Source organism: Janibacter terrae NBRC 107853 (assembly GCF_001591405.1).
GTDB lineage: Bacteria > Actinomycetota > Actinomycetes > Actinomycetales > Dermatophilaceae > Janibacter > Janibacter terrae.
On sequence record NZ_BCUV01000006.1, the window covers coordinates 1 to 23524 of the forward strand.

Annotated in this window: 26 protein-coding genes and 1 riboswitch; of the genes, 13 read left to right on the forward strand and 13 right to left on the reverse strand. The window is 71.9% G+C overall.

From position 1 onward, the window contains the following. Window positions 1–2143 (forward strand): SbcC/MukB-like Walker B domain-containing protein (locus JT1_RS05285; protein ID WP_068324309.1); only part of this gene is annotated, 2143 nt, incomplete at its 5' end. Window positions 2144–2238: 95 nt separating this feature from the next. Here JT1_RS05285 and gcvP read toward each other — a convergent pair. The 9 genes from gcvP to JT1_RS05330 form a co-directional block, all read right to left on the reverse strand. Continuing rightward, window positions 2239–5142 carry an aminomethyl-transferring glycine dehydrogenase gene (gcvP, locus tag JT1_RS05290; RefSeq protein ID WP_068324312.1) on the reverse strand — a complete coding sequence of 968 codons (2904 nt, stop codon included), beginning with the start codon at window positions 5140–5142 and terminating at the stop codon, window positions 2239–2241. Window positions 5143–5214: 72 nt separating this feature from the next. Beyond that, window positions 5215–5307, reverse strand: a riboswitch (glycine riboswitch). A 43-nt stretch (window positions 5308–5350) separates the two neighbouring features. After that, window positions 5351–5932 carry a MerR family transcriptional regulator gene (locus tag JT1_RS05295; protein ID WP_068324315.1) on the reverse strand — a complete coding sequence of 194 codons (582 nt, stop codon included), beginning with the start codon at window positions 5930–5932 and terminating at the stop codon, window positions 5351–5353. Window positions 5933–6075: 143 nt separating this feature from the next. Next, window positions 6076–6564 carry a bifunctional nuclease family protein gene (locus JT1_RS05300; protein WP_082807490.1) on the reverse strand — a complete coding sequence of 163 codons (489 nt, stop codon included), beginning with the start codon at window positions 6562–6564 and terminating at the stop codon, window positions 6076–6078. 32 nt (window positions 6565–6596) lie between these two features. Next, window positions 6597–7298 (reverse strand): transcriptional regulator FtsR, encoded by a 702-nt coding sequence (gene ftsR / locus JT1_RS05305; RefSeq protein WP_068324318.1) that lies wholly within the window; start codon window positions 7296–7298, stop codon window positions 6597–6599. A gap of 18 nt (window positions 7299–7316) precedes the next feature. After that, window positions 7317–7766 carry an FHA domain-containing protein gene (locus JT1_RS05310; RefSeq protein WP_068324321.1) on the reverse strand — a complete coding sequence of 150 codons (450 nt, stop codon included), beginning with the start codon at window positions 7764–7766 and terminating at the stop codon, window positions 7317–7319. An 86-nt stretch (window positions 7767–7852) separates the two neighbouring features. Continuing rightward, the gene (gcvH, locus tag JT1_RS05315; RefSeq protein ID WP_068324324.1) at window positions 7853–8242 is read right to left on the reverse strand and encodes a glycine cleavage system protein GcvH; all 390 of its coding nucleotides are present in this window, start codon (window positions 8240–8242) and stop codon (window positions 7853–7855) included. Window positions 8243–8264: 22 nt separating this feature from the next. Beyond that, window positions 8265–9044 carry a DUF881 domain-containing protein gene (locus JT1_RS05320; RefSeq protein ID WP_068324327.1) on the reverse strand — a complete coding sequence of 260 codons (780 nt, stop codon included), beginning with the start codon at window positions 9042–9044 and terminating at the stop codon, window positions 8265–8267. After that, on the reverse strand, window positions 9041–9373 hold the full coding sequence (locus JT1_RS05325; RefSeq protein ID WP_068324330.1) for a small basic family protein: 333 nt from the start codon (window positions 9371–9373) through the stop codon (window positions 9041–9043). The genes JT1_RS05320 and JT1_RS05325 overlap by 4 nt, the downstream gene beginning before the upstream one ends. Continuing rightward, a complete protein-coding gene (locus JT1_RS05330; protein WP_068324333.1) occupies window positions 9370–10368 on the reverse strand; it encodes a DUF881 domain-containing protein in 999 nt (332 codons plus the stop codon). Before JT1_RS05330 ends, JT1_RS05325 begins: the two co-directional genes overlap by 4 nt. 294 nt (window positions 10369–10662) lie before the next feature. Between JT1_RS05330 and JT1_RS05335 the strand changes: the two genes are divergently transcribed. From JT1_RS05335 to JT1_RS05350, 4 genes are all read left to right on the forward strand, one after another. Next, on the forward strand, window positions 10663–11562 hold the full coding sequence (locus tag JT1_RS05335) for an aminotransferase class I/II-fold pyridoxal phosphate-dependent enzyme (protein WP_255218259.1): 900 nt from the start codon (window positions 10663–10665) through the stop codon (window positions 11560–11562). Between the two features lie 105 nt (window positions 11563–11667). Continuing rightward, complete coding sequence (gene ectA, locus JT1_RS05340; protein ID WP_439645741.1) at window positions 11668–12174, forward strand: diaminobutyrate acetyltransferase; 507 nt, start codon at window positions 11668–11670, stop codon at window positions 12172–12174. Window positions 12175–12228: 54 nt separating this feature from the next. Next, window positions 12229–13509 (forward strand): diaminobutyrate--2-oxoglutarate transaminase, encoded by a 1281-nt coding sequence (ectB, locus tag JT1_RS05345; RefSeq protein WP_068324336.1) that lies wholly within the window; start codon window positions 12229–12231, stop codon window positions 13507–13509. A 43-nt stretch (window positions 13510–13552) separates the two neighbouring features. Next, window positions 13553–13942, forward strand: coding sequence for an ectoine synthase (locus JT1_RS05350; protein WP_068324338.1), 390 nt, complete (start codon window positions 13553–13555; stop codon window positions 13940–13942). 72 nt (window positions 13943–14014) lie between these two features. Here the strand turns inward: JT1_RS05350 and JT1_RS05355 are convergent, their stop codons facing one another. Then, window positions 14015–14284: a DUF7218 family protein gene (locus tag JT1_RS05355; protein WP_068324342.1), complete on the reverse strand. Its 270-nt coding sequence runs from the start codon at window positions 14282–14284 to the stop codon at window positions 14015–14017. 106 nt (window positions 14285–14390) lie between these two features. Between JT1_RS05355 and JT1_RS05360 the strand changes: the two genes are divergently transcribed. Next, window positions 14391–15020: a cysteine hydrolase family protein gene (locus JT1_RS05360; protein ID WP_068324345.1), complete on the forward strand. Its 630-nt coding sequence runs from the start codon at window positions 14391–14393 to the stop codon at window positions 15018–15020. 4 nt (window positions 15021–15024) lie between these two features. Here JT1_RS05360 and JT1_RS05365 read toward each other — a convergent pair whose 3' ends face one another. After that, window positions 15025–15579, reverse strand: coding sequence for a type 1 glutamine amidotransferase domain-containing protein (locus JT1_RS05365; RefSeq protein ID WP_068324348.1), 555 nt, complete (start codon window positions 15577–15579; stop codon window positions 15025–15027). Window positions 15580–15669: 90 nt separating this feature from the next. On the opposite strand from JT1_RS05365, the gene JT1_RS05370 reads away from it, so the two are divergent. The 4 genes from JT1_RS05370 (at window position 15670) to nhaA (ending at window position 19295) form a co-directional block, all read left to right on the forward strand. Beyond that, the gene (locus JT1_RS05370; RefSeq protein WP_068324349.1) at window positions 15670–16161 is read left to right on the forward strand and encodes a DUF6328 family protein; all 492 of its coding nucleotides are present in this window, start codon (window positions 15670–15672) and stop codon (window positions 16159–16161) included. A gap of 123 nt (window positions 16162–16284) precedes the next feature. Beyond that, window positions 16285–17703: an MFS transporter gene (locus tag JT1_RS05375; RefSeq protein ID WP_068324351.1), complete on the forward strand. Its 1419-nt coding sequence runs from the start codon at window positions 16285–16287 to the stop codon at window positions 17701–17703. Window positions 17704–17781: 78 nt separating this feature from the next. Further along, window positions 17782–17952 carry a hypothetical protein gene (locus tag JT1_RS18255; RefSeq protein WP_169701868.1) on the forward strand — a complete coding sequence of 57 codons (171 nt, stop codon included), beginning with the start codon at window positions 17782–17784 and terminating at the stop codon, window positions 17950–17952. A 62-nt stretch (window positions 17953–18014) separates the two neighbouring features. Continuing rightward, window positions 18015–19295 (forward strand): Na+/H+ antiporter NhaA, encoded by a 1281-nt coding sequence (gene nhaA / locus JT1_RS05380; protein WP_068324353.1) that lies wholly within the window; start codon window positions 18015–18017, stop codon window positions 19293–19295. Window positions 19296–19302: 7 nt separating this feature from the next. Here nhaA and JT1_RS05385 read toward each other — a convergent pair whose 3' ends face one another. Both JT1_RS05385 and JT1_RS05390 read right to left on the reverse strand, forming a co-directional pair. Next, window positions 19303–20205, reverse strand: coding sequence for an SDR family oxidoreductase (locus JT1_RS05385; RefSeq protein WP_068324356.1), 903 nt, complete (start codon window positions 20203–20205; stop codon window positions 19303–19305). 55 nt (window positions 20206–20260) lie between these two features. Next, the gene (locus tag JT1_RS05390) at window positions 20261–20950 is read right to left on the reverse strand and encodes a GntR family transcriptional regulator (RefSeq protein ID WP_218005558.1); all 690 of its coding nucleotides are present in this window, start codon (window positions 20948–20950) and stop codon (window positions 20261–20263) included. 247 nt (window positions 20951–21197) lie between these two features. On the opposite strand from JT1_RS05390, the gene JT1_RS05395 reads away from it, so the two are divergent. The 3 genes from JT1_RS05395 to JT1_RS05405 are packed head-to-tail and all read left to right on the forward strand — an operon-like array spanning window position 21198 to window position 23457. After that, the gene (locus tag JT1_RS05395; RefSeq protein WP_068324359.1) at window positions 21198–21965 is read left to right on the forward strand and encodes a LamB/YcsF family protein; all 768 of its coding nucleotides are present in this window, start codon (window positions 21198–21200) and stop codon (window positions 21963–21965) included. Window positions 21966–21970: 5 nt separating this feature from the next. After that, window positions 21971–22576, forward strand: coding sequence for a 5-oxoprolinase subunit B family protein (locus JT1_RS05400; RefSeq protein ID WP_218005572.1), 606 nt, complete (start codon window positions 21971–21973; stop codon window positions 22574–22576). Beyond that, window positions 22573–23457, forward strand: coding sequence for a 5-oxoprolinase subunit C family protein (locus tag JT1_RS05405; protein ID WP_068324365.1), 885 nt, complete (start codon window positions 22573–22575; stop codon window positions 23455–23457). The genes JT1_RS05400 and JT1_RS05405 overlap by 4 nt, the downstream gene beginning before the upstream one ends. Window positions 23458–23524 lie beyond the last annotated feature (67 nt).

The following is a 23524-nucleotide window of genomic DNA, read 5'->3' on the forward strand; positions in this document are numbered from 1 at the left end:
CGTCGAGGCGCACGCCCGTGCCCGGCGCGCGCTGGAGGCCGCCGCGCAGGACGTCGCGCAGGACGTCGCGGCCGCCACCGCAGCCGTGCCCGCCGGTGCGCGGGGGCTCGACGCGCAGGACTGCCGTGATGCGGCCGAGGCCCACGGCGCGTGCCTCGACCGGGCGGTGCACGAGGCCGAGTCGCTCGCCCGCCTGCGCGACGAGGCCGCCGGCCTCGACCGCCGGCTGGAGCGCCACGTCGCGCTCGACGAGCAGCGTGCGGAGGAGCTCGCGCGTGCTCGCGCCGAGGCCGTCCGGGTGGAGGCGCTCGCCACGGGTGTCGAGCGTGCCCGCACCACGCTGGCCCGGGTCGCCCCCCGCCTGCAGCACCTCCAGCGCCTTCAGCAGGCGCTCGCGCGCGAGTCGGTCCTGACCCGCGAGCTCAGGGACGCGACCGACCTGGCCCAGGACGAGCGCGAGATCGCCCAGGACCGTCGCGACGAGGTGCAGGCCCTCGTCACCGCACGGTTGGACAACATGGCCGGCGAGCTGGCCGGACGACTCCGGGCGGGTGAGGAGTGCGCCGTCTGCGGATCCCTGGAGCACCCGCGCCCGGCCCGGTCCGCCCGCCTCGTCACGCCCGAGGAGATCGAGGTGGCCCAGCAGGTGGCCGAGCGGTCCCGGGCCCGCCTCGAGAGGGTGCAGTCCGACCGGGCCGAGCTCGCGACCCGGGTGGAGATCGTGCAGGCAGAGGTCGTCGAGCTGGCCGACGCGGTCGCCGCCGACGCAGAGGAGGCCGGCGAGTCAACCCCGGCCGCCACCGATCTGGCCGACCTCCTGGCCGCGCTGACCGTCGAGCGCGATGCCCTCCACGGCGTCATCGCCCTCGCCGAGGAGGTCGATGACGCCGCTGGCAGGAGCGAGACCGCGGTCAAGGCCGCCGAGCACGCCGTCGCGGCGGCGGAGCAGGCCCGGGGCTCGCTGGTCTCCCGCCGGGACGGCATCGCCGAGCAGCTCGCCGCGGGCTCCGAGCGGATCCGCGAGCTGCTCACCGCGGACGCCGACGGCTGCCCCTGTGCCCTCGTCGAGCCGGAAGCCGAGGACCCGGCGACGGACGACCCGACGACCGAGCGCGAGATCGGGGTCCGGGTGAGGCACCACGCGGACGTGGTGGGGTCGGTCCACCGGCTCGCCGACGTGAGCCGGGCCCACGCGCTCCGCCAGGACGCCCTGGCCGAGGCGGCCGAGCTGCTCGCGGCCGCGCTCACGGAGCAGGCGTTCGACGACATCGACGCGGCGCTCGCCGCTGCCCTCCCCCGCGACGAGCTGGCGATCCTGGAGCATCGTGTCGCGGAGCACGAGCAGCGGTTGGCCACGGAGCGCGGGGTGCTCGAGGACGAGGACGTCGTCGCCGCACTCGCCGACGACGAGCCCGACCTGGAGTCCCTGGAGGTCGCCTCCCGTACCGCCCGCCAGGTGGCCGACGCGGCCGCACGCCGCCAGGCGACGTGGGAGGCGACCACGCGTCGCTTCGACCGGCTGGCCCAGGTCATCCGCGACGAGTGCGCCGCGCTCGGCCCCTCCATCGAGGAGGCGGCCCTCGTGCGCCGCATGGCCGACCTCGTGACCGGCACGAGCAGCGACAACGACAAGCGGATGCGCCTGTCGACCTACGTGCTCGCGGCCCGCCTCGAGCGCATCGCCGAGCTGGCCAACGAGCGCCTGGCCGTCATGGCCGATGGCCGGTACGAGCTCGTCCACGACGACGCCTCGGCCCGCGGCCAGCGCCGCGGAGGGCTCGGTCTGCTCGTCCGGGACCTGTGGACCGGCCGTGAACGCCCCACGAGCACCCTCTCGGGCGGGGAGTCCTTCACGACCTCGCTCGCCCTCGCCCTCGGTCTGGCCGACGCGATCCGCGAGGAGTCGGGCGGGCAGGAGTTCGGCACGCTCTTCGTCGACGAAGGCTTCGGCAGCCTCGACCAGGACTCGCTCGAGCAGGTCCTCGACGTCCTCGACCGACTCCGCGACGGTGGTCGTGCCGTCGGCGTCGTGAGCCACGTCGGTGAGATGCGCTCCCGCATCGCCACCCGGGTACGGGTCGACAAGACCGCTCACGGCTCGAGCATCAGCGTCGAGGGCGTGCCTGCCGCCGACGTCGCCTGACGACCGGGTCGAGGTGTGCGTCGCCTGACGACCGGGTCGAGGTGTGAACGACCGGATAGCCGGACGCTCATACCTCGACCCGCAGGACCTGCCGGTCAGTCCTGCTCGAAGGACTCCGGCGGGGGGCACGAGCAGACGAGGTTGCGGTCGCCGTAGGCGCCGTCGATGCGGGCCACCGGCGGCCAGTACTTGTCGGCAGCGTCGACACCGACGGGGAAGACCGCGGTCGCGCGGTCGTACCCGTGCGTCCACTCCCCCGCGATCTCGGCGGCGGTGTGCGGTGCGTGGCGCAGCACGGAGGACTCGACGTCCCCCGAGGCCGCGACGGCATCGATCTCGCCGCGGATGGCGATCATCGCGTCGCAGAACCGGTCGATCTCGCCCTTGTCCTCCGACTCCGTCGGCTCGACCATGAGGGTGCCCGCCACGGGGAAGCTCATCGTCGGCGCGTGGAAGCCGTAGTCGATGAGGCGCTTGGCGACGTCGTCGACGCTCACGCCGGACTCCTTGGTGAGGCCGCGCAGGTCGAGGATGCACTCGTGCGCGACGACGCCGCCCGGACCGGTGTAGAGGACCGGGTAGGCGTCGCCGAGGCGGTGGGCGATGTAGTTGGCGTTGAGCACGGCCACCTGCGTCGCGCGGGAGAGACCCGCGCCGCCCATGAGGCGCACGTACGCCCACGAGATCGGCAGGATGCCCGCGGACCCGTACGGCGCGGCGCTGATCGGACCCACGCCCGTCCCGGGGCCCGCAGCGGGTGCGAGCGGGTGGTTGGGCAGGTACGGCGCGAGGTGCTCGCGCACCCCCACCGGACCCACGCCCGGACCGCCGCCGCCGTGGGGGATGCAGAAGGTCTTGTGCAGGTTGAGGTGGCTGACGTCGGCACCGAACTTGCCGGGCTGGGCGAGCCCGACGAGCGCGTTGAGGTTGGCACCGTCGACGTAGACCTGGCCGCCCGCGTCGTGGACGAGGGCGCAGAGCTCGCTGATGGTGTCCTCGAAGACGCCATGCGTGCTCGGGTAGGTGACCATGATGGCCGCGAGCTCGTCCCGGTGCTTGTCGATCTTGGCCCGCAGGTCGTCCATGTCGACGTCGCCGCCGTCGGCCGTCTTGACGACGACGACCTTCATGCCCGCCATCACCGCCGACGCGGCGTTGGTGCCGTGCGCACTTGCCGGGATGAGGCAGATGGTGCGCTGGTCCTGCCCGTTGGCCGCGTGGTGCGCCCGGATGGCGAGGAGGCCAGCGAGCTCGCCCTGGGAGCCGGCATTGGGCTGGAGGGAGACCGAGTGGTAGCCCGTCACCTCGCTCAGCCAGCCGCTCAGCTGAGCGATGAGCTCACGGATCCCGACCGTCTGGTCGTCGGGAGCGAAGGGGTGCAGCCCGGCGAACTCCGGCCACGTGATCGAGACCATCTCGGTCGTCGCGTTGAGCTTCATCGTGCACGAACCGAGCGGGATCATGCCGCGGTCGAGGGCGAAGTCCCGGTCGGACAGGCGACGCAGGTAGCGCAGCATCGCCGTCTCGCTGCGGTGCGCGTGGAACACCGGGTGGGTGAGGTACTCGCTCGTGCGCAGCAGCTGGCTGGGCCAGTCGGGGGTGACCCGGGGGGCGTGGGAGCCGTCGACCTCGAGCGGGTCCACGGAGTCGGTGGTCGCGCCGAGGGCCCGCTCCACCGCGGCCACCTCGCCCGGGTCCGTCGTCTCGTCGACGGACAGCAGGACGGTCTGCTCGTCGTGCTTCCAGATGTTGACGCCCGCCTCGAGTGCCGCGGCGACGGCGGCGTCCGCGCCACCGGCCACGGTGACCCGCAGCGTGTCGAACCACGGTCCGTCGGCGACCTCGAGGCCGGCCGCACGCAGCTTGTCGGCCAGGCTCACCGCGGTGCCGTGCACGCGCTCGGCGATCGCCCGGAGCCCGTCAGGACCGTGGTAGACGGCGTACATCGATGCCATGACCGCGAGCAGCACCTGCGCCGTGCAGATGTTGCTCGTCGCCTTGTCACGGCGGATGTGCTGCTCGCGCGTCTGCAGAGCGAGGCGGTAGGCGGGACGACCGGCGGCGTCGACCGAGACACCGACGAGGCGCCCGGGCAGGGTGCGCTCGAGGCCCTCGCGCACGGCCATGTAGCCCGCATGGGGGCCACCGAAGGCCATCGGGACACCGAAGCGCTGGGTCGTGCCGACGGCGACGTCCGCGCCCCACTCCCCCGGCGAGGTGAGCAGCGTGAGTGCGAGCAGGTCCGCGGCAGCGGTCACCAGGGCCCCGACCTCGTGGGCCGCCTCCGTCAGCGCCCGCCAGTCGGTGATGATGCCGTCGGCGCCCGGGTACTGCACGAGGACGCCGAAGACCTCGCGGTCGCCGGCAGCGGCCCGCAGCTCGGCCGCGGAGCCCACGCCGGAGAGGTCGGCCACGACGACGTCGAGCCCGAGCGGCACGGCACGGGTGCGGATCACGGCCTGGGTCTGGGGGAAGGTGTTGGTGTCGAGGACGAGGACGGCGTCCTTGGCCACCTTGCTCGAGCGCCGCATGACGGTCATCGCCTCCGCGGCCGCCGTGCCCTCGTCGAGGAGCGAGGAGCCGGAGGTCTGCAGGCCGGTGAGGTCGGCGACCATCGTCTGGAAGTTGAGCAGTGCCTCGAGGCGGCCCTGGCTGATCTCGGGCTGGTAGGGCGTGTACGCCGTGTACCAGGCCGGGTTCTCCAGGACATTGCGCTGGATGACCGACGGGGTGATGGTCCCGTAGTAGCCCAAGCCGATCATCGACGTCAGCACGGTGTTGCGGGAGGCGAGGGCGCGCAGCTCCTCGATGGTGGCGAGCTCGCTCGGCGAGGCCGGGATCTGCAGCGCGTCGGTCTGCCGGATCGCGCCCGGGACGGCGGCGTCGCAGAGGGCCTCGAGGCTGGGCTGGCCGATCGCGGCCAGCATCTGCTCGACGTCGTCCTCGCGGGGACCGACGTGACGACCGACGAACTCGGACAGGGGGGACGAGGCGCTCATGAGGCTCCCTTGGGCGTGGGTGGACACAAAGCCAGCCTCCCCTTCTGTCACGCGGGAGCGCTCCAGAGGTGCCTGATCCACGAGGTCCTGGCGCCTGAGAGGTTCCGGGGAGTTTGCCCCTTCGGCGCCTCGCGCGGTGCGCGAGGACTCTCCCCCATGGGGTGAGCAGCGGCCACAGGTTATCAGCGCCGGGCGACCCGGCAGGGACTCAGGCCAGCTTGGCGCGGCGTCGGGCCGACAGCTCGTCGCCCGGCAGCTCGGTGGGCGAACCGCCCTCGGTGTCGCCTCCGAGGCGCTCGCTCGGGATCTCGAGCAGAGAACCCTCGACCTCGCGCCAGACCCGGCCCACGGCGATGCCGAAGACGCCCTGACCGCCCTGGACGAGGTCGATGACCTCGTCGGCGGAGGTGCACTCGTAGACGCTGGCTCCGTCGCTCATCAGGGTGATCTGGGCCAGGTCCTCGACACCGCGCTCCCGCAGGTGGGCGATGGCCACGCGGATCTGCTGCAGGGAGACTCCGGTGTCGAGCAGGCGCTTGACGACCTTGAGGACGAGGATGTCGCGGAAGCCGTAGAGCCGCTGGCTGCCGGAGCCGGCAGCACCCCGGAGCGAGGGCTCGACGAGACCGGTGCGGGCCCAGTAGTCGAGCTGGCGGTAGGTGATGCCGGCGGCGCTGCACGCGGCCGGGCCCCGGTACCCGATGTCCTCGGACAGCTCGGGCAGGTCGTCGTCGAAGAGCACGCCCTGGGCGCGGCCGGTCACCGGGCCCTCGTCGTTGGTGGCGTCCACTGCGCCCTCCTGCTTCGCTGTCGCCCCATCCCGAGCGGATGGGAATGACACCGGTGTGCTCCGGTGATGTCTTCGACGCTACGGCGGTCCGAGGGGGTCGTCAAACACCCCGCGCGGGGTGGCCCGACGCGTGTCGGTAACGATCAGGTCGCGGAGGGGCCCTCGTCGGGGGCCTCGAAGTCCTCCGGGGAGACCTCGTCGAGGAACTCCTTGAACTTGGCGACCTCGTCCTCCTCCTCGTCCGAGGACTCGATCCCGACCTCGTCGAGCACCTCGTCCGTGGCGAGGATCTCGGCGTCGGTGCGCAGGGCCAGGGCGATGCCGTCGGAGGTGCGCGCTGAGATCTCGGTGCTGTCGTCGAGGACGAGCGTGGCGTGGAAGACGCCCTCGAGCACGGCGTCGATCCGCACGGTCGTCAGGGTGCGGCCGAGCGCCTCGAGCACGTCGACGAGGAGGTCGTGGGTCAGCGGCCGGGGCGGCTGGACCCCCTCCTGCGCGTAGGCGATCGCGGTGGCCTCGGCGGCACCGATCCAGATCGGCACGTGCCGGCCACCATCACGCTCCCGCAGGAGCACGATCGGCTGGGAGGTGGGCATCTCCACCCGGACCCCGAGGACGTCGAGCGGCTTCACCCTCCTACCGTATCCCGCCGGCCGGGCCCCGGTCAGGAGGTGGCGCCCAGAGCCCGCCGGAGCAGGGCCTCGTGCAGCCCCAGGCAGTCCTCGAGGACCTGCCGCTGCACGGCGTCGTCGTCGAGTCCCTCCGCGGCCTCGGCCCGCCCGCGCAGCGACCGCTGCCCGAGGACGTGCTCGGCCAGCCCGACCTCGCGCTCGGCGGCGCTCTTGAAGGGGCGCAGGTGGCGCACGTCGATCCCCGCGTCGACCAGTGAGCCGCAGGCCCTCGCCACCTCGAGGTCGTCGGCGTCGAAGTGCTCGCGGGCCTTGGGCAGCAGCCCGTACGACACGAGCTCGCGGAAGGTCGTGGTGTCGATGTCCGCGGCCTGCTGCAGCTCGATCGCGGTGAGGCGAAGGGGGGTCCGCCCCCGCGCCGCCAGTCGCCCCTCCTCCGCCTCGGGTCGCGTGGGGGCGACCGCTGCACCGTCGCCGTCGACCTCGAGGCCCCGGTCGAGCGCGTCCAACCGCTCACGGATGACCTTGAGCGGCCAGAAGCGGTCGCGCTGGGCCGCGAGGACGAACCGCAGCCGCTCCACGTCAGAGGGCGCGTACCGGCGGTACCCGGATGCGGTGCGGGCGGGGGTGATCAGACCCTCGCTCTCGAGGAATCTCACCTTGCTGATCGTCACCTCGGGGAACTCGCCCTCGAGCCGGGCGATGAGGGCTCCGATCCCGATGCGGTCGTCAGGCACGGCGACTCGCGCGGCCCGTCAGGCCGCGGAGCTGGCGTAGTACACGAGGCGGAACTTGCCGATCTGCACCTCGTCGCCGGTCCGCAGCGCCGTCTGGTCGATGCGCTCCTTGTTGACGTAGGTGCCGTTGAGCGAGCCCACGTCGCGCACCCCGAAGCCGTGCTCCTCCCGGGAGAAGACGGCGTGCTTGCGCGAGACGGTGACGTCGTCGAGGAAGATGTCGCTCTCCGGGCCGCGGCCGGTCGTGACCTCGGCGTCGTCGAGCAGGAAGCGGGCGCCGGTGTTGGGTCCACGGAGCACGATGAGCAGCGCGGTGCCCGGGTGCAGGGCATCGACGGTCGCCTGCTCGTCCCGCGTCAGGTGGTAGTCGGATTCCGAGATGTCCCCGGGGACATTGGCCCCGATCCCCGTGAACTGCTGGGTGGCGGGGTCCTGCCGCCCGGGGCGCTCCTGGTCGTCGCCGTTCATCCGACGCTCCCTCCTGTCGTGTCCGTGTCAAGCCTACGTGACCGGCCCCACATCGGGCCGGTCACGGTCTGTCCTTGGGCGGTGCGTCAGCCGATCTCCGACTGGTACGCCGCGGCGTCCAGCAGCCCGGAGAGGTCGGTGCCCTCGGCGAGCTCGAGCTCGTACATCCAGCCCTCACCATAGGGGTCGGAGTTCACCAGCTCCGGCGTGGCGTCGAGGGCCTCGTTGACCGCCGTGACGTTGCCGGCGAGGGGCGCGTACAGGTCGCTGACCGACTTGGTCGACTCGACCTCCCCGCACGAGTCGCCGGAGTCGATCGTGTCACCGACGGTCGGGAGGCTGACGTAGACGACATCGCCGAGGGCCTCCTGGGCGTAGTGGGTGATGCCCACGCGCACCGAGCCGCCGTCCATCTCACGCACCCACTCGTGGTCGGTGGTGTACCTCAGGTCCTCGGGGTAGGTCGCGTCGCTCATCTCTCTCCTCATCGAGCCCGGATCACTTCGAGCCGTCTGTCGGCTCCGGGACGGGCTGAGCGTAACGAGGGGGTGAATCGGTGTGCAACGCGTCCACGTTGATCGACGCGTACTCCTTGATCGTCACCTCGCCCCCCTTGCTGCGCACGGACTCCGACACGCCGCCCGGGATCTCCATCGCGGAGCTCATCGTCTGGGGGTCGCCGATGACGATGAACTCGTACGGCTGCTCCAGCTGCTGGCCGTCCGCCTCGACTCCGCGCTCGCCGTCGCGGAACCAGGTGCTCGCGACGACGCGCACGTCGCCGACCTGCATCGCCTCGGCGCCGGCGTCACGCAGCTCCTGCACCGCGTCGAGCAGCGCGGCCGCGTCGACCTGGCCGTCGGCGTCGTCGATCGTCAGCCGGATGCCCGGGCCGGTGGCCCGCTGGGTGCCGGCGAGGATCCCGAGGGTGTCCGCCCGTTCCTGCGCGGCGGCGATCGCCTCGGGCGAGTTGTCCTCGCTGTTGGCCAGGCCGTCGCGGGTGGTCTCCAGCTCCGCGATCTCGTCGTCGAGGCGGGTGCCGTTCTGCGTCACGTCGTCGAGGATGCGCACGAGCTCGTCCTGGCGCAGGTCCTCCAGCCCCTGGGACTGCGTCTGGCGCACCTGGGTCGCGATGGCGAAGCCGAGGAGGCAGGCGAGCAGCAGGGCGAACCCGTTCGCGCGGGTCGCCCGGGGCCGCGCCATGAGGTACACACGCCGCCAGGCGCTCGTCTCCTCCGGGCTCTCCCGCGGCTCCGGACCGCCGCCCTGCGCGCTCATGCCTTGAAGAGGTGGCGGCGGATCGAGGCCACGTTGGAGAAGATCCGCACGCCGAGGACGACGACGACACCGGTCGACAGCTGCGAGCCGACGCCGAGCTGGTCACCGAGGAAGACGATGAAGGCCGCGACGACGACGTTCGACAGGAAGCTGACGACGAAGACCTTGTCGTCGAAGATCCCGTCGAGCGTCGCGCGCACGGCGCCGAAGACGGCGTCGAGGGCGGCGATGACCGCGATCGGCAGGTAGGGCTGCAACCAGATCGGGACGTCCGGTTGCAGCACGAGGCCGAGGATGACCCCGACGACGAGCCCCAGGGCGGGGATCATGAGTTCTCCTTGTCCAACGGGGTGACCCGCGGCAGGGCGGCCCCCGGGGGGACGACCTGCGCCTCTCGGGTGCTGACGTTGACGGCGCTGGGGAGCGTCAGCTCGTCCTGCGTCGTCAACGAGGTCTCGATGCCGTAGTTGCTCCGCAGCCCCGTGAGGTAGGACCCGGCGGTCCCCTCGGCGAAGCGGGTCTGCATGGCGGCCGGGTCGCCGATCGCCTCGATCGTGTACGGCCGGGTGAGCGGGCGGAAGTTGACGAGGATCGCCTCGCCGGCGAAGCGGATGGCGGTGCGCGAGGTGAGTCGCTGCCCGTTGATGCTGATCGCCTCGGCGCCGGCGTCCCACAGGCCGTTGGCGAGGATCTGCATGTCCTTGGACTGCACACGCCCCTCCGAGGAGGCGCCCGTGCGGGGATCGCCGTCGGCGGACGTGCGCGTGCCGGCGGCGTCGTCGAGCGTGATCCGCAGACCGGGCCCGGTGACGGCCGCGAGGCCGCTGCTGACGCGAAGGGAGTCCAGCTCCGCCGCTCGTGTACCCACCAGCTCAGGGTCGAGCCGCGCGGTGACGGCGTCGATCTCGCGCTGCAGGGAGCGCACCTGCGTGTCGCGCTCGTCGACGGTCTGCTGGCGCGCCTCGATCTGCGTGATGAGGTCCCGGCGGGCCTCGTTGCGTGCGCCGTCGCGGCCGCGCAGCTCGGCGGTGCTCACGCCGATGACGAGGCCGATGATGAGCAGCCAGACGATGAGGAGCGGGCGCCGGGTGCCGCTGGAGGCGGGCTGGCCGGCGGCCAGGCGCTTCTCCGCGGCCGCGGCATAACCGGGGTCGAGCGGTCGCTCGAGCATCGAGGTGAGCAGGGTCATCGACGCGTCGGGCCGTCGTCGCGGGTGGGCCACGCCCTTGGCGTCGGCGTAGTCCGCCTCGTCCTCGCCGAGGTCCTCCTCGCGCAGGCTCGCCGGCCGGTCGCGCCGGGGGTGCTCGTCGTCGTCGGGACGCACGGGCCTGCTCCTTCCTGCCGAGGGGGTGGATCTCCAGCGTAGGCGCTGGGCGTCCTGCCAGAGTGGAGGCATGCAACGACGTGTCCTCACCCTGGACGAAGCCGCCCTGCGGCGGCGCACGAGCATCAAGTGGCGGCTCCACGACCCCGACGTGCTGCCGCTGTGGATCGCCGAGATGGACGTCGTGCCGGCACCCGCCGTGGTCGACGAGCTGCACCGGATCGCCCGCGACGGGGACCTCGGGTACCCGGTGACGCAGCCGTACGTCGAGGCCGTGGTGGCCCTGTACGCCGAGTGGGGTGCGCAGGTCGAGCCATCCCGCGCCCGCCCCGTGGCCGACGTCATGTCGGGGGTCCGCGCCGGGCTCGCCGTGCTCACCGGGCCGGACGACCCGGTGTACATCACCGTGCCCGTCTACCCTCCCTTCCACGCGGCCGCGCACGAGGTCGGCCGCCGGCTCGTGCCGGTCCCGCTCGGACCCGCGGGCGCCTCGACGCAGCCGCTCTCGAGGCCGCGTTCGTCGAGGGCGGCCGCGGCGCGCTGCTGCTGTCCAACCCCCACAACCCGACCGGTACGGTCCCGACGCGCGAGGAGCTCGCCGACGTCGCGAGGGCTGCCGCCCGCCACGGCGTGCGGATTGTCAGCGACGAGATCCACGCCCCGCTCGTGCTGCCCGGCGCGGACTTCACCCCTCTGCTCTCCCTGCCGGAGGGCCAGTCCGGGCTCGCGGTCTTCTCCCCCGCGAAGGGATGGAACCTCGCCGGGGCGAAGTCGGCGGTCCTCATGGGCGGGTCGGAGGCAGCGGCGGCGATGCGCGCGCTGCCGCCGGGTCTGGAGTACACGACGAGCCACCTGGGCGTGCGCCTCCACACCGCGGCCCTGGTCGGTGCTCGGGACTGGCTGGCGGACCTCGTGCTCGACCTCGACGCCAACCGCACGCTGCTCGCGGGGCTGCTGGCCGAGCACCTGCCGAGGGTGCGCTGGCAGGCCGTGGAGGCGACCTACCTCGCGTGGCTGGACCTGCGCGAGCTCGGTCTGGGCGACGACCCGGCCCATCACCTGCGTGAGGTCGCGCGGGTCGCCCTCTCCCCCGGACCCCCCTTCGGGGCGGGTGCGGGGTACGCACGGTTGAACTTCGCCACGTCGCCGCAGATCCTCACCGAGGCGGTGACCAGGATCGCCCGGTCCGTCTAGTGGGATGTCTCACTTTGGGATGAATCCCCTTGCGCCACAACGGAATCCGCCACCCGGCGTGGACGGCGATTTGATCTCCACGCTGGTCACGTTAGGTTGAAACAGGTGATCGCCGACCCAGAGATGCCCGCCCAGAGCCAGCAGTCCCCGTTCACACTCCGTCACCCCGACGTCGCCGACGGCGGCGACATGTGGCGCGTGGCCAGGGACTCGCAGACCCTCGACCTCAACTCCTCGTACGCCTACCTGCTGTGGGCGCGTGACTTCGCCGCGACGAGCGTCGTCGCCGAGCGCGAGGGCCGGGTCGTGGGGTTCGTCAGCGGATACCTGCGGCCACAGGCACCTGAGACCCTCATGGTCTGGCAGGTGGCCGTCGACGCCGACCAGCGCGGCCACGGCCTCGCCGGCCGCATGCTCGACCACCTGGCGCGGTCCGTGCCCGGCGTGACGATGCTCGAGACGACGATCACCGAGGACAACGCCGCCTCCCGGGCGCTCTTCGCCCGGTTCGCCCGGACACGCGACGCCCACCACGAGGAGCTGGCGCTCTTCGAGCAGTTCCCCGACGAGGGGCACGAGCCGGAGGTGCTGCACCGCATCGGACCGTTCTGACCCGGCCGCCACGAGAGACCACCCCTGCAGATCCCTCCACGGAAGGACCACCCCATGAGCAACCCCGCCACCGACATCTTCACCGAGCGCGAGTCCGAGGTGCGCAGCTACTGCCGCAACTGGCCCGTCGTCTTCGACACCGCGAAGGGCGTGTACCAGACGACCGAGGACGGCGAGCGCTACACCGACTTCTTCTCCGGCGCCGGTGCGCTCAACTACGGGCACAACAACGACGTGCTCAAGGAGGCGCTCGTCGAGTACATCTCGCGCGACGGCGTCACCCACTCGATGGACATGCACACCAAGGCCAAGCGCGAGTTCCTCGAGACCTTCACCGAGCTGATCCTCCAGCCGCGCGGCATGACGCACAAGATCCAGTTCCCCGGGCCGACCGGGACCAACGCGGTCGAGACCGCGCTCAAGACCGCGCGCAAGGTGACCGGCCGCGAGGAGATCGTCTCCTTCACCAACGCCTTCCACGGCATGACGCTCGGCGCGCTCGCCGTCACCGGCAACGCCTTCAAGCGGGCCGGGGCAGGGACGCCGCTCTACCACGCCACGTCCGCCCCGTACGACGACTACATCGTCGGCGAGACCTCGGACTTCGCCTGGCTGAAGCGCATCTGGGCCGACAGCGGCTCCGGCCACAACCTGCCTGCCGCGGTCATCGTCGAGACCGTCCAGGGCGAGGGCGGCCTCAACGCCGCGCGCGGCGAGTGGCTGAAGGAGCTGCAGGAGCTGTGCCGCGAGCACGGCGTGCTCCTGATCGTCGACGACGTCCAGGCCGGCTGCGGCCGCACCGGGACCTTCTTCTCCTTCGAGCCCTTCGGCCTCGACCCCGACATCATCACGATCAGCAAGTCGATCTCCGGCTACGGCCTGCCGATGGCGCTGACCCTGATGAAGCCCGAGGTGGACGACTGGGAGCCGGGCGAGCACAACGGCACCTTCCGCGGCCACAACCCGGCCTTCGTCACCGCGACCACGGCGCTGCGCACCTACTGGTCCGACGACGCCCTGCAGCAGGACGTCGCGGCCCGGGCCGCCCAGCTCCACGAGCGCCTCGAGCTCTTCGCCGGTCTCGCCGAGGGCAGCGAGGTCCGCGGCCGAGGCCTCCTCGCCGGCGTCGCCTTCGCGGACAAGGAGGCGGCCGAGAAGATCGCGAAGGCGGCCTTCGCCAGGAAGCTGCTCGTCGAGACCTCCGGGCCGTCCAGCGAGGTCGTGAAGATCATGCCGCCCCTCACCATCACCGAGGAGGAGCTGGCGGCCGGTCTCGACCAGCTCGAGGACGCGGTCCGCGAGGTGCTCGGCGCACCCGCACGCGCCGGCGCCTGATCCCCCTTCGCTCCACCGCACCCGACACGACAAGGAGACCCACATGAAGGTCCTGAACGTCAACGACCTGGACGGCACCGAGTACGACGTCCAGCACGGCAACTGGCAGAGCCGCCGGATGGTCCTCGCCAAGGACAAGGTCGGCTTCAGCTTCCACATCACCATCCTCAAGGCCGGGACGTCCTCGGAGTTCTGGTACGCCAACCACGTCGAGGCGGTCTACGTCTACCAGGGCAAGGGCACGCTCCTCGACCGCGACACCGGCGAGGAGTTCGTCCTCGAGCCGGGCGTCATGTACATGCTCGACGACGCGGACAAGCACACCGTGACCGTCGAGGAGGACATCCACTGCGCGTGCGTGTTCAACCCGCCGGTCACCGGCCGTGAGGTGCACGACGAGAACGGCGTGTACCCGGTCCTCACCGAGGACTGAGCACCACGAGGACGAAGGGGGGCGGACCAGCTGGTCCGCCCCCCTTCGTCGTGCGTGGGCGGGTACGCGACGTCAGTGGTTGCGCAACGCGTCGATCAGCTCGGCCTTGTCCATCGACGACCGCCCCTCGATCTCCAGCTCCTTGGCGCGCTCCCGCAGCTCGTCGACGGTCCAGTCGTCGTACGAGCCGGACTCCCCACCCCGCCGGCCGACCTCGGAGCGGGAGGTGTTGGCAGCGGCGTTGGCGATGCGCGCCGCCTTCTCCTTGCTGGCGCCGTCGTCGCGCAGCTCCTCGTAGAGCTCGGCGTCCTTGACGCTCGGTCCCGGCTTGCGCTCAGGCATGACGTGCTCCTCTCGTCGTCAGGTGGCTGGGCCCTACCCCCGGCCATCGGCTGCATGCATCGGCCGCGAGACATGTTTCCTCCCCCCACGGGGTAGATGGGCCCTCATGGACACCCCGACCCTAGAGCCGCAACGCGACCGCGCACCGTGGCGCGCGCCCCTGCAGCGCACGGCCGTGCTCGCCATCGACCTGCAGGAGGCCTTCTTCGAGGACCCGTCCCTCGCCGCGCGCCGGGAGACGCTCGTCGCCCGGTGCCGCCAGGTCCTTCGGTGGGCCGAGCGCGAGCAGCTGCCGGTGGTCACGGTGCGCACCGTCCACCAGCGAGACCGGTCGACGTGGACGATCACCATGCTCGAGGACGACCAGGGGTACCTCTTCGAGGGCGACGACCACACGGCGTGTCTCGGCGAGCTCGACCTCTCGGCGGCCACGCAGGTCGTCAAGACCCGCGACGACGCCTTCGTCGGCACCGACCTCGAGGAGACCCTGCGCGGGCTCGGTGTCGAGGCGCTCGTCGTCATCGGCGTCTCGACGCACTCGTGCGTGCTGCTCACCGCGGCCCACGCCTTCGCGGTCGACCTCGAGGTCGTGCTCGTGCGTGACGCCATCGCCTCGCACCGCCCTGAGCTGCACGAGCTGACCCTGGACGCGCTGCGCGACGAGTACCGCTTCCCGGTGCTGTCCGCGGACGCCCTGTGCCGGGTCACGAGCCTGGTTGCCGAAGAGGCCCGGTGAGCGGTCAGGGGGTGGCGCCCAGGACGTCGAGCACGGCGGTGTTGAAGGCCGGCAGGTCGTCGGGCTTGCGACTCGTCACGAGCATCCCGTCCGTGACGACCTCCTGGTCCACCCACGTGCCCCCGGCATTGCGCACGTCCGTCTGCAGGCTCGGCCACGAGGTCACCGTGCGGTCGCGCACGACGTCCGCCTCCACGAGCAGCCAGATGGCGTGGCAGATCGCCGCAACGGGGCGGCCGCCCTGCACGAAGTCGCGTACCAGGCCGACCGCTCCGGCATCCAGACGCAGCGCATCCGGGTTGGCCACCCCGCCGGGGAGGACGAGCCCCGCGAAGTCCGTGGCGGAGACATCGGCGACGGTGCGGTCCACCGGGAAGCTGTCGGCCTTGTCGAGGTGCTCGAAGGCCTGGACCTCGCCCTGCTCCGGGGCGACGAGCACGGGCTCCCAGCCCGCCTCCTCCAGTGCCTTCCACGGGCTGGTCAGCTCGACCTGCTCGATGCCCTCCATGGCCACGAGCACCGCGATGCGGCGAGTGGTCCGGTCGTCGTTGGACGCCATGGTCTGCTCCTGTCGTCGGGGTGACTGTCCCCGCCGCCCTACCCGCGTGCACGCCCCCCATGCACCGTCCGCAGCGGGCAGGATGGCCGGATGAGCGAGCACGACGAGCCCACCGACAGGGACGAGACGGCGTCCGAGCGAGCCGACCGCAACTGGAACGACCTGCTGCAGGAGTTCCGCGTCCTGCAGACCGGGGTCCAGGTGCTCGGAGGCTTCCTGCTCACGCTGCCCTTCCAGTCGGCCTTCGCCGACCTCGACTCCTTCCAGCGCAACCTCTACCTCGGGCTCGTCCTGCTCGCGACCGTCACCACGACGCTCCTCGTCGCCCCGATCGCCGTCCACCGCCGCGTCTTCCGGTGGCAGCGCAAGGATCGGCTCGTCGCGGCCGGGCACACGATCGCCAGGTTCGTCCTGGCGCTCGTCTCGCTCCTCGTCACCGGCATCGCGACCTTCGTCTTCGACGTGGTGGTCGGGCGCGAGGCAGCCCTCGTCGTCGGCGGCGCCATGGTGCTGCTCGTCCTGGGGTCCCTGGTGCTCCTCCCCCTCGTCGTCGGTGGTCGACCGCCCCGATCCGAGGAATGAGACAAGAGTCCCAAAACGCGGGCACGCGCGTTTCGGATGGCGAGTGCCTGTGGATCTACGTAACGTCGCCTGACGTGCAAAGCCGCGTCCGGACGCGGCAGACGATCAACCCCAAGGAGATCCATGAGCACGCACACCACTGCGGGCGGGCCCGCAGCAGGCGCTGACGGCCCGGCCTTCGAGGACCTGCCGCCACGCCGGACGATCAAGCAGGCCGTCGCCGCGTCGGCCATGGGCAACGCGACCGAGTGGTACGACTACGGCGCGTACGCGGTCGTCGCGACGTACATCGGCAGCCACTTCTTCCCCGGTGAGCACGCGACGCTGCTGACCCTCGCGACCCTGGCGGTGTCCTTCGTCGCCCGACCCTTCGGCGGCTTCTTCTGGGGCCCGCTCGGTGACCGGCTCGGGCGCAAGGGCGTCCTCGCGCTCACGATCATCCTGATGTCGGCGGCGACTTTCTGCATCGGCTTGCTGCCGACGTACGAGTCCATCGGCCTCTGGGCGCCCGCGCTCCTGGTCGTCCTGCGCCTCGTCCAGGGCTTTTCCACCGGCGGGGAGTACGGCGGCGCCGCGACCTTCATGGCCGAGTACGCGCCCGACAAGCGTCGCGGTCTGTACGGCAGCTTCCTCGAGTTCGGCACGTTGGGCGGCTTCGCCCTCGGTACGGCCGTCGTGCTCGTCCTGCAGGTCGTCCTCGGCGAGGCGGCCATGGAGGACTGGGGCTGGCGCATCCCGTTCTTCGTCGCCGGCCCGCTCGGCGCCATCGGCCTCTACCTGCGTTCCCAGCTCGACGAGACGCCTGTCTTCGCCGACCTCGAGGAGTCGGGTCAGAGCGAGCCGTCCGCCACGCACGGTCTGCGCGCCCTCATGGTCGAGTACTGGAAGCCCATGCTCACGATGGCCGGCCTGGTCATCCCGCTCAACGTCGTCAACTACACCCTGCTGACGTACATGCCGACGTACCTCGAGACGAAGATCGGCCTGGACGCCAACAAGTCGCTCATCGTCATACTCGTCGGCGAGCTGTTCATGATGGCCCTGCTGCCCTTCTGCGGGCACTACTCCGACATCATCGGACGCCGCAGGATGTGGTGGTTCTCGATGATCGGCCTCTTCGTCTTCGCGCTCCCGATGTACTGGCTCATGGGCCGCAGCTTCGTCGGCGCGCTGATCGGCTTCGCCGTGCTCGGGCTGCTCTACATCCCGCAGCTGTCGACGATCTCGGCGACCTTCCCGGCGATGTTCCCGGCCCACGTACGGTTTGCCGGGTTCGCGGTGACGTACAACGTCTTCACGGCGGCCTTCGGTGGCACGGCGGCACCGGTCAACGAGGCGGTGGTCGGCAGGACCGGCTTCCTCGAGTTCCCGGCCCTCTACATGATGATCGCCTGCGTCATCGGCATGGTCGCCCTCCTCTTCCTCAAGGAGACCGCGGGGGCGTCGCTGCACGGCACCGACATCCCGCAGTCCGGGCCCGAGGACTACGGCTCGGACGCGATCGCCGACGAGGTCGCGGCGATGGACGCGGTCGGCCGCTGATCGGGCGAGCACGGACGAAGGGGGGGCGAGCGCGGACACCGTGCTCACCCCCCTTCGCCATGTCCCTACACTCGTCGGGTGACCGGTCCCACGACGCGCACCGCTGCGCACCCCCGCCTGCTGGCGGAGGCCGCACGCATGCGCATGCACATGCGCACCGTGCGTCACCCGGGGACCAACGGCTGGATCAGCACCTGGGGCACCAATGCCCACGGGGAGATCGCCGGCTGCCCGCCACCCACCGGCTGAGGTCCCGCCGACGGCGGCGCCTCCCGGGCAGCCCCTCTCCTCCCCAGACAAGGTCGTCACGCATGTCCCAGTCCTCCCAGACCCCCAGCCGGCTGGCTCCCCACGAGATCTGGCGCGGTGTCCACGCGACGGCACAAAGCGACGCCGTCGGCGGTGCGCTCCTGCTCGGTGCCACCGTCGTCGCGCTCGTGCTCGCCAACTCCGGCCTCGCGGACCTCTACACCTCCGTACGCGACTTCACCCTCGGCCCGCACGCGGTCCACCTCGACCTCACCGTCGGCGAGTGGGCCGCCGACGGGCTCCTCGCGATCTTCTTCTTCGTCGTCGGCCTGGAGCTCAAGGAGGAGTTCGTCGCCGGCAAGCTGCGCAACCCGCGCCAGGCGGCGCTGCCCATCGCCGCCGCATTCGGCGGCGTCGCCGTCCCCGCGCTGATCTTCACGGCGATCGCGCTCGCCTCGGACTCCGAGGGCGCGCTGCGCGGCTGGGCCATCCCGACGGCCACCGACATCGCCTTCGCCGTCGCCGTGCTCGCCGTCGTCGGACGCTTCCTGCCACCTGCACTGCGGGTCTTCCTGCTGACGCTGGCGATCGTCGACGACTTCATCGCCATCACGATCATCGCGATCGTCTACACCGAGGGCCTGCAGCTGCAGTGGCTGCTGCTCGCGCTCGTCCCGCTCGCGCTCTTCGCCGTCCTCGTCCAGCGGGGCGTCATCAGCTGGTGGCTGCTCGTCCCCCTCGGCGTGCTCACCTGGGCGCTCGTCCATGCCTCCGGGATCCACGCGACGGTGGCAGGGGTCCTCCTGGGGTTCACCGTGCCGGTCGTCGCCAGCGAGCGGGCGCGCGTCCTGGCGTCGACCGACGAGGACGGGACACCGGTCTACGACGGGATCGCCGCACACCTGGCGGACCAGTGGGGCGTCTTCACCACGCTCATCGCCGTGCCGGTCTTCGCCTTCTTCTCCGCCGGCGTGACCGTGGGGGGCCTCGACGGGTTCCGCGCCGCCCTGCAGGACCCGATCACCCTCGGGATCATCGCCGGCCTGTTCATCGGCAAGCCGATCGGCATCACGACGACGACCTACGTCCTCAGCCGGCTGCCGGCCTTCCAGCTCGACGAGTCGCTCCGCTGGCCGGACATCATCGGCATGGGCTTCGTCGCCGGTGTGGGGTTCACCGTCTCGCTCCTCGTGGGTGAGCTCTCCTACGGCGCCGCCAGCGTCGCCGACGAGCACGTCAAGATCGGCGTCCTCCTCGGCTCGCTCGTCTCCGCGCTCGTCGGGGGGGCGCTGCTGGCCATGCGCAGCCGACGGGCCCAGCGGGCGGGTGCGACCGCCGCCTGACCCGGTGTCAGAAGACGGGCTTGCCGCCCGTCACGCCGAGCACCGTGCCCGAGACGTAGCTCGCCTCGCGAGGTGAGGCGAGGAAGACGAAGGCCCCCGCGCACTCCCCCGGCTGGCCGGCCCTGCCGAGGGGGGTGTCGGCGCCGAAGGCCTCGATCTTGTCCTCGTGCTGGGTGGCCGGCTGCAGGGGTGTCCAGATCGGCCCGGGTGCCACGGCGTTGACCCGCACCCCGCGCGGGCCGAGCTCGGCGGCGAGGTTCACGGTGAAGTTGTTGATGGCGGCCTTGGTCGACGCGTAGTCCAGCAGCGAGGTCGAAGGTTGGTAGGCCTGGATCGAGCTGACGTTGATGATGCTGGAGCCGCTGCCGAGGTGCGGCAGGGCCGCACGGGTCAGCCAGAAGAGCGCGTGCAGGTTGGTGCGCAGCACCCGCTCGATGCGTTCGTCACTCATGTCCTCCAGGCCCTCGTCACGGGCCATCTGCACGCCGGCGTTGTTGACGAGGACGTCGAGACCGCCGAGACCCTGGACGGCGGCGTCGAGGACGTCGGTGCACGTGGTGCGTTCGCTCAGGTCGCCCGGGCACAGCACGGCCGTGCGACCAGCGTCGCGGACCCAGCCGGCCGTCGTCTCCGCGTCCTGCTGCTCCTCGGGCAGGTACCCGATGGCCACGTCGGCGCCCTCGCGGGCGAAGGCGATGGCGACGGCCCGACCGATGCCGGAGTCACCGCCGGTGATCAGGGCACGCAGGCCCTCGAGGCGACCGGACCCCACCCACGTGTCCTCGCCGTGGTCGGGTAACGGGTCCATGCGCTCGGTCGAGCCCGGGAGGGACTGCTGCTGCGCCGGGAATCCGCCGTCGGGGCCGGTGGCCATCCGGGCGGCGCGGACGCTCAGATCGGACTCGCTCATGGCACGCTCCTGCTGTCGGGGGTGGTCGGAGCGGGACTACCCCCGAGGCAGGTGGTCAAACGACAGGTGCGCTCATCGCGTCGAGCAGCTGGGCCTCGGCTCGATCGAGGTAGGCGAGCAGTGCGTCCTCGGCGCCCACGTGGTCGCCGGCGGCCAGGAGCGACACCAGCTCGGCGTTGCCGGCCAGGTACGGCTCGTGGAAGGTCCGCGGGTCGGCCATCCTCGCGAAGACCAGGCGCATCTCCGCGAGGACCTGACGCATCGCCTCGTCGACCCGTCGGCTGCCGGCCAGGGCGGCCAGCCCCAGGTGGAAGTGCATGTTGGCCGAGCCGAGGGCCAGCCAGTCCTCGGCACCCGCGGCGGCCCTCCCTTCGTCCACCGCGGACCGCAGTCCCCGCAGGTCCGGCGACTCGATCGCGCACTGTCGCACCCCAGCGGTCTCGAGGATGCGCCGGAAGCGGTAGAGGTCGCGGACGTCGTCCGCGCCGAGGGCGCGCACGAAGACCCCGCGGTTGAACTCGTGGACGACGAGACGCTCGTGCCCGAGGAGGTGGAAGGCCTCGCGCAGGGTGTTGCGGGAGACGCCGAGCGCTGCGCCGATGCGCTCCTCCGACAGGCGCGTCCCCGGCCGCAGGTCGCCCTCGATGATGCGGGTGCGCAGCGCGTCCGCGACCTTCTCGCTCGCGCTCGTCCGCCCCATCGTCGCTCGGTCGCCCTCGAGCGCCGCGATCCAGTCCCGCCCCACGGCGACCACCCTTCGTGTCCAGTGGACCGACCCTATCGAATGGAGATTGCGGGATTGTTGAACAATCACTACCGTGATCGCCAGGCGCACAATGGGGTAACCCGGGCAGGCGCGCTCTCCTCGGAACGACTGGCGGGTCATCGGCGGGACCGGGCTCGGCGCCACCGCGATGGTGGGTGCGGGTGCCAGCGGCAGCGTCGACCTCTGGACGTAGACCTCTCCACCAACCCCGACGACAGGAGCAGTGATGCAGATCGACCTCAATGCCGACCTCGGCGAGAGCTTCGGCAGATGGACCCTCGGTGATGACGACGCGATGCTCGAGGTGGTGACGAGCGCCAACGTCGCCTGCGGCTTCCACGCAGGAGACCCGTCGGTGCTGCGGCACAGCTGCGAGCAGGCCGCAGTCCGGGGTGTCGCCGTCGGGGCCCAGGTCGGGTACCGGGACCTCCCGGGGTTCGGTCGCCGTTTCGTCGACGTCGCGCCGGCCGAGCTCACGGACGACGTGATCTACCAGATCGGGGCGCTCGAGGGATTCGCCCGCGTCGCCGGGACGCGCGTGAAGTACGTCAAGCCGCACGGCGCCCTGTACAACGCGATCGTCCACCACGAGGCACAGGCGGCCGCGGTCGTCGAGGCCGTGCTCGCCTACGACCGGACGCTGCCGGTCATGGGTCTGCCCGGGTCGGTCTGGTTGCGTCTCGCGCAGGAGGCCGGCCTGACGACCGTGGGTGAGGCCTTCGCCGATCGTGCATACACGCCCGAGGGCACCCTCGTGTCCCGCCGTGAGCCCGGAGCCGTCCTCCACGACCCTGCCGAGATCGCCAGGCGCTGCGTGCGCATCGCGACGAAGGGCGAGGTCGTCGCCGTGGACGGGACGGTCGTCGCCGCGCCGGCCGGCTCGCTGTGCGTGCACGGGGACAGCCCGGGGGCCGTGGAGATCGCCCGACAGGTCCGGGCGGGCCTGGAGGCGGCCGGTGTGGAGCTCACCCCCTTCGTCGGGAAGGCGACGTGAGGATCATGCCCTGCGCGGACGCCGGCGTCCTCGTCGAGATGGCCGGCATGAACGAGGTGCTGGCCCTCTACGCCCGTCTCGACGAGGACCCGCCGGACGGCGTCGTCGACATGGTCCCGGCGGCGACGACCCTGCTCATCACGATCGACCGCTCGCGCACGGACGTCGAGCGGCTCTCGCGTGAGATCTCGACGACCACGGTGGGGGCCCACGAGCTGGTCATGACCGGTGAGGTCGAGATCCCCGTCAGGTACGACGGGGAGGACCTCGCCGAGGTGGCGCGGCTCACCGGCCTGGACGAGCGCGGCGTCATCGAGGCCCACACCGGGACCCCCTGGACGGTGGCCTTCTGCGGCTTCGCGCCCGGTTTCGGCTACATGGTCGGCGGGGACCCGCGGCTGCAGGTACCCCGGCGCGACAACCCCCGCACCAGGGTCCCGCCGGGCTCCGTCGCGCTCGCCGGCGAGTTCTCCAGCGTCTACCCCCGCGAGTCGCCCGGCGGCTGGCAGCTCATCGGCCGCACCTCCCTCAAGGTGTGGGACATCCACCGGGAACCGCCGGCGCTGCTCGTGCCCGGCACCGTCGTGCGGTACGTCGAGGTCCGGTCGTGAGCCGGCCGCGCGCCCTCGAGGTCGTGACGACGGGACCACAGACGACCGTGCAGGACCTCGGTCGTGAGGGACTGGCCAGCCTCGGGGTCGGTCGCTCCGGGGCCGCCGACAGGCTGTCCCTGCGTCTGGCCAACCGGCTCCTCGGCAACCCCGAGGGGACGGCCGCACTCGAGGTGACCTTCGGGGGCTTGGAGCTGCGGGCGCGCGGAGGGATGTGGGTGACCGTCACCGGCGCCACGACTCCCATGACCGTCGACGGGCGGCCGGTGGGCCACGCGGGCGTGACCTGGGTCCCGGACGGGTCCTCCGTTCGTCTGGCACCGGCGACGGCGGGCCTACGCAGCTATCTCGGCGTGCGCGGCGGCATCGCGGTCGGGCCGGTGCTCCGCTCGCGGTCCACCGACACGATGGCCGTGCTCGGCCCAGCCGTGCCCGCCCCCGGCGACCTGCTGCCGGTCGGCCCGGCACCGACCACGCCGCTCCTGGTGGACCTGGCCCCGGTGCGGTACCCGAGCACCGGCCTGGTCCGGCTCAGGGTGGCTCCGGGACCCCGGACCGACTGGTTCGTCGCCGGCGCCCTCGACGTGCTCACCGGCGGCACCTACGAGGTGACGGCCGAGAGCAACCGGGTGGGCATGAGGCTCGCCGGGCCGGTCCTCGAGCGCGCGCGCACCGAGGAGCTCAAGAGCGAGGGGATGGTGCCCGGCGCGCTGCAGGTCCCCCCGACGGGGCAACCGACGCTCTTCCTCGCCGACCACCCGGTCACCGGGGGCTACCCCGTCATCGGCGTCGTCCTCAGTGAGGACATCGGTCTGGCCGCCCAGGCGCAGCCCGGCCAGCACCTGCGCTTCGTCCTCACCGGAGGCGGCCCCCGTGGCTGATCCCGACGCCCGACGTCACCGAGCCCGGTGAGGTCTCGTGCGCGACGTCCGGCGCGAGGAGCTGGTG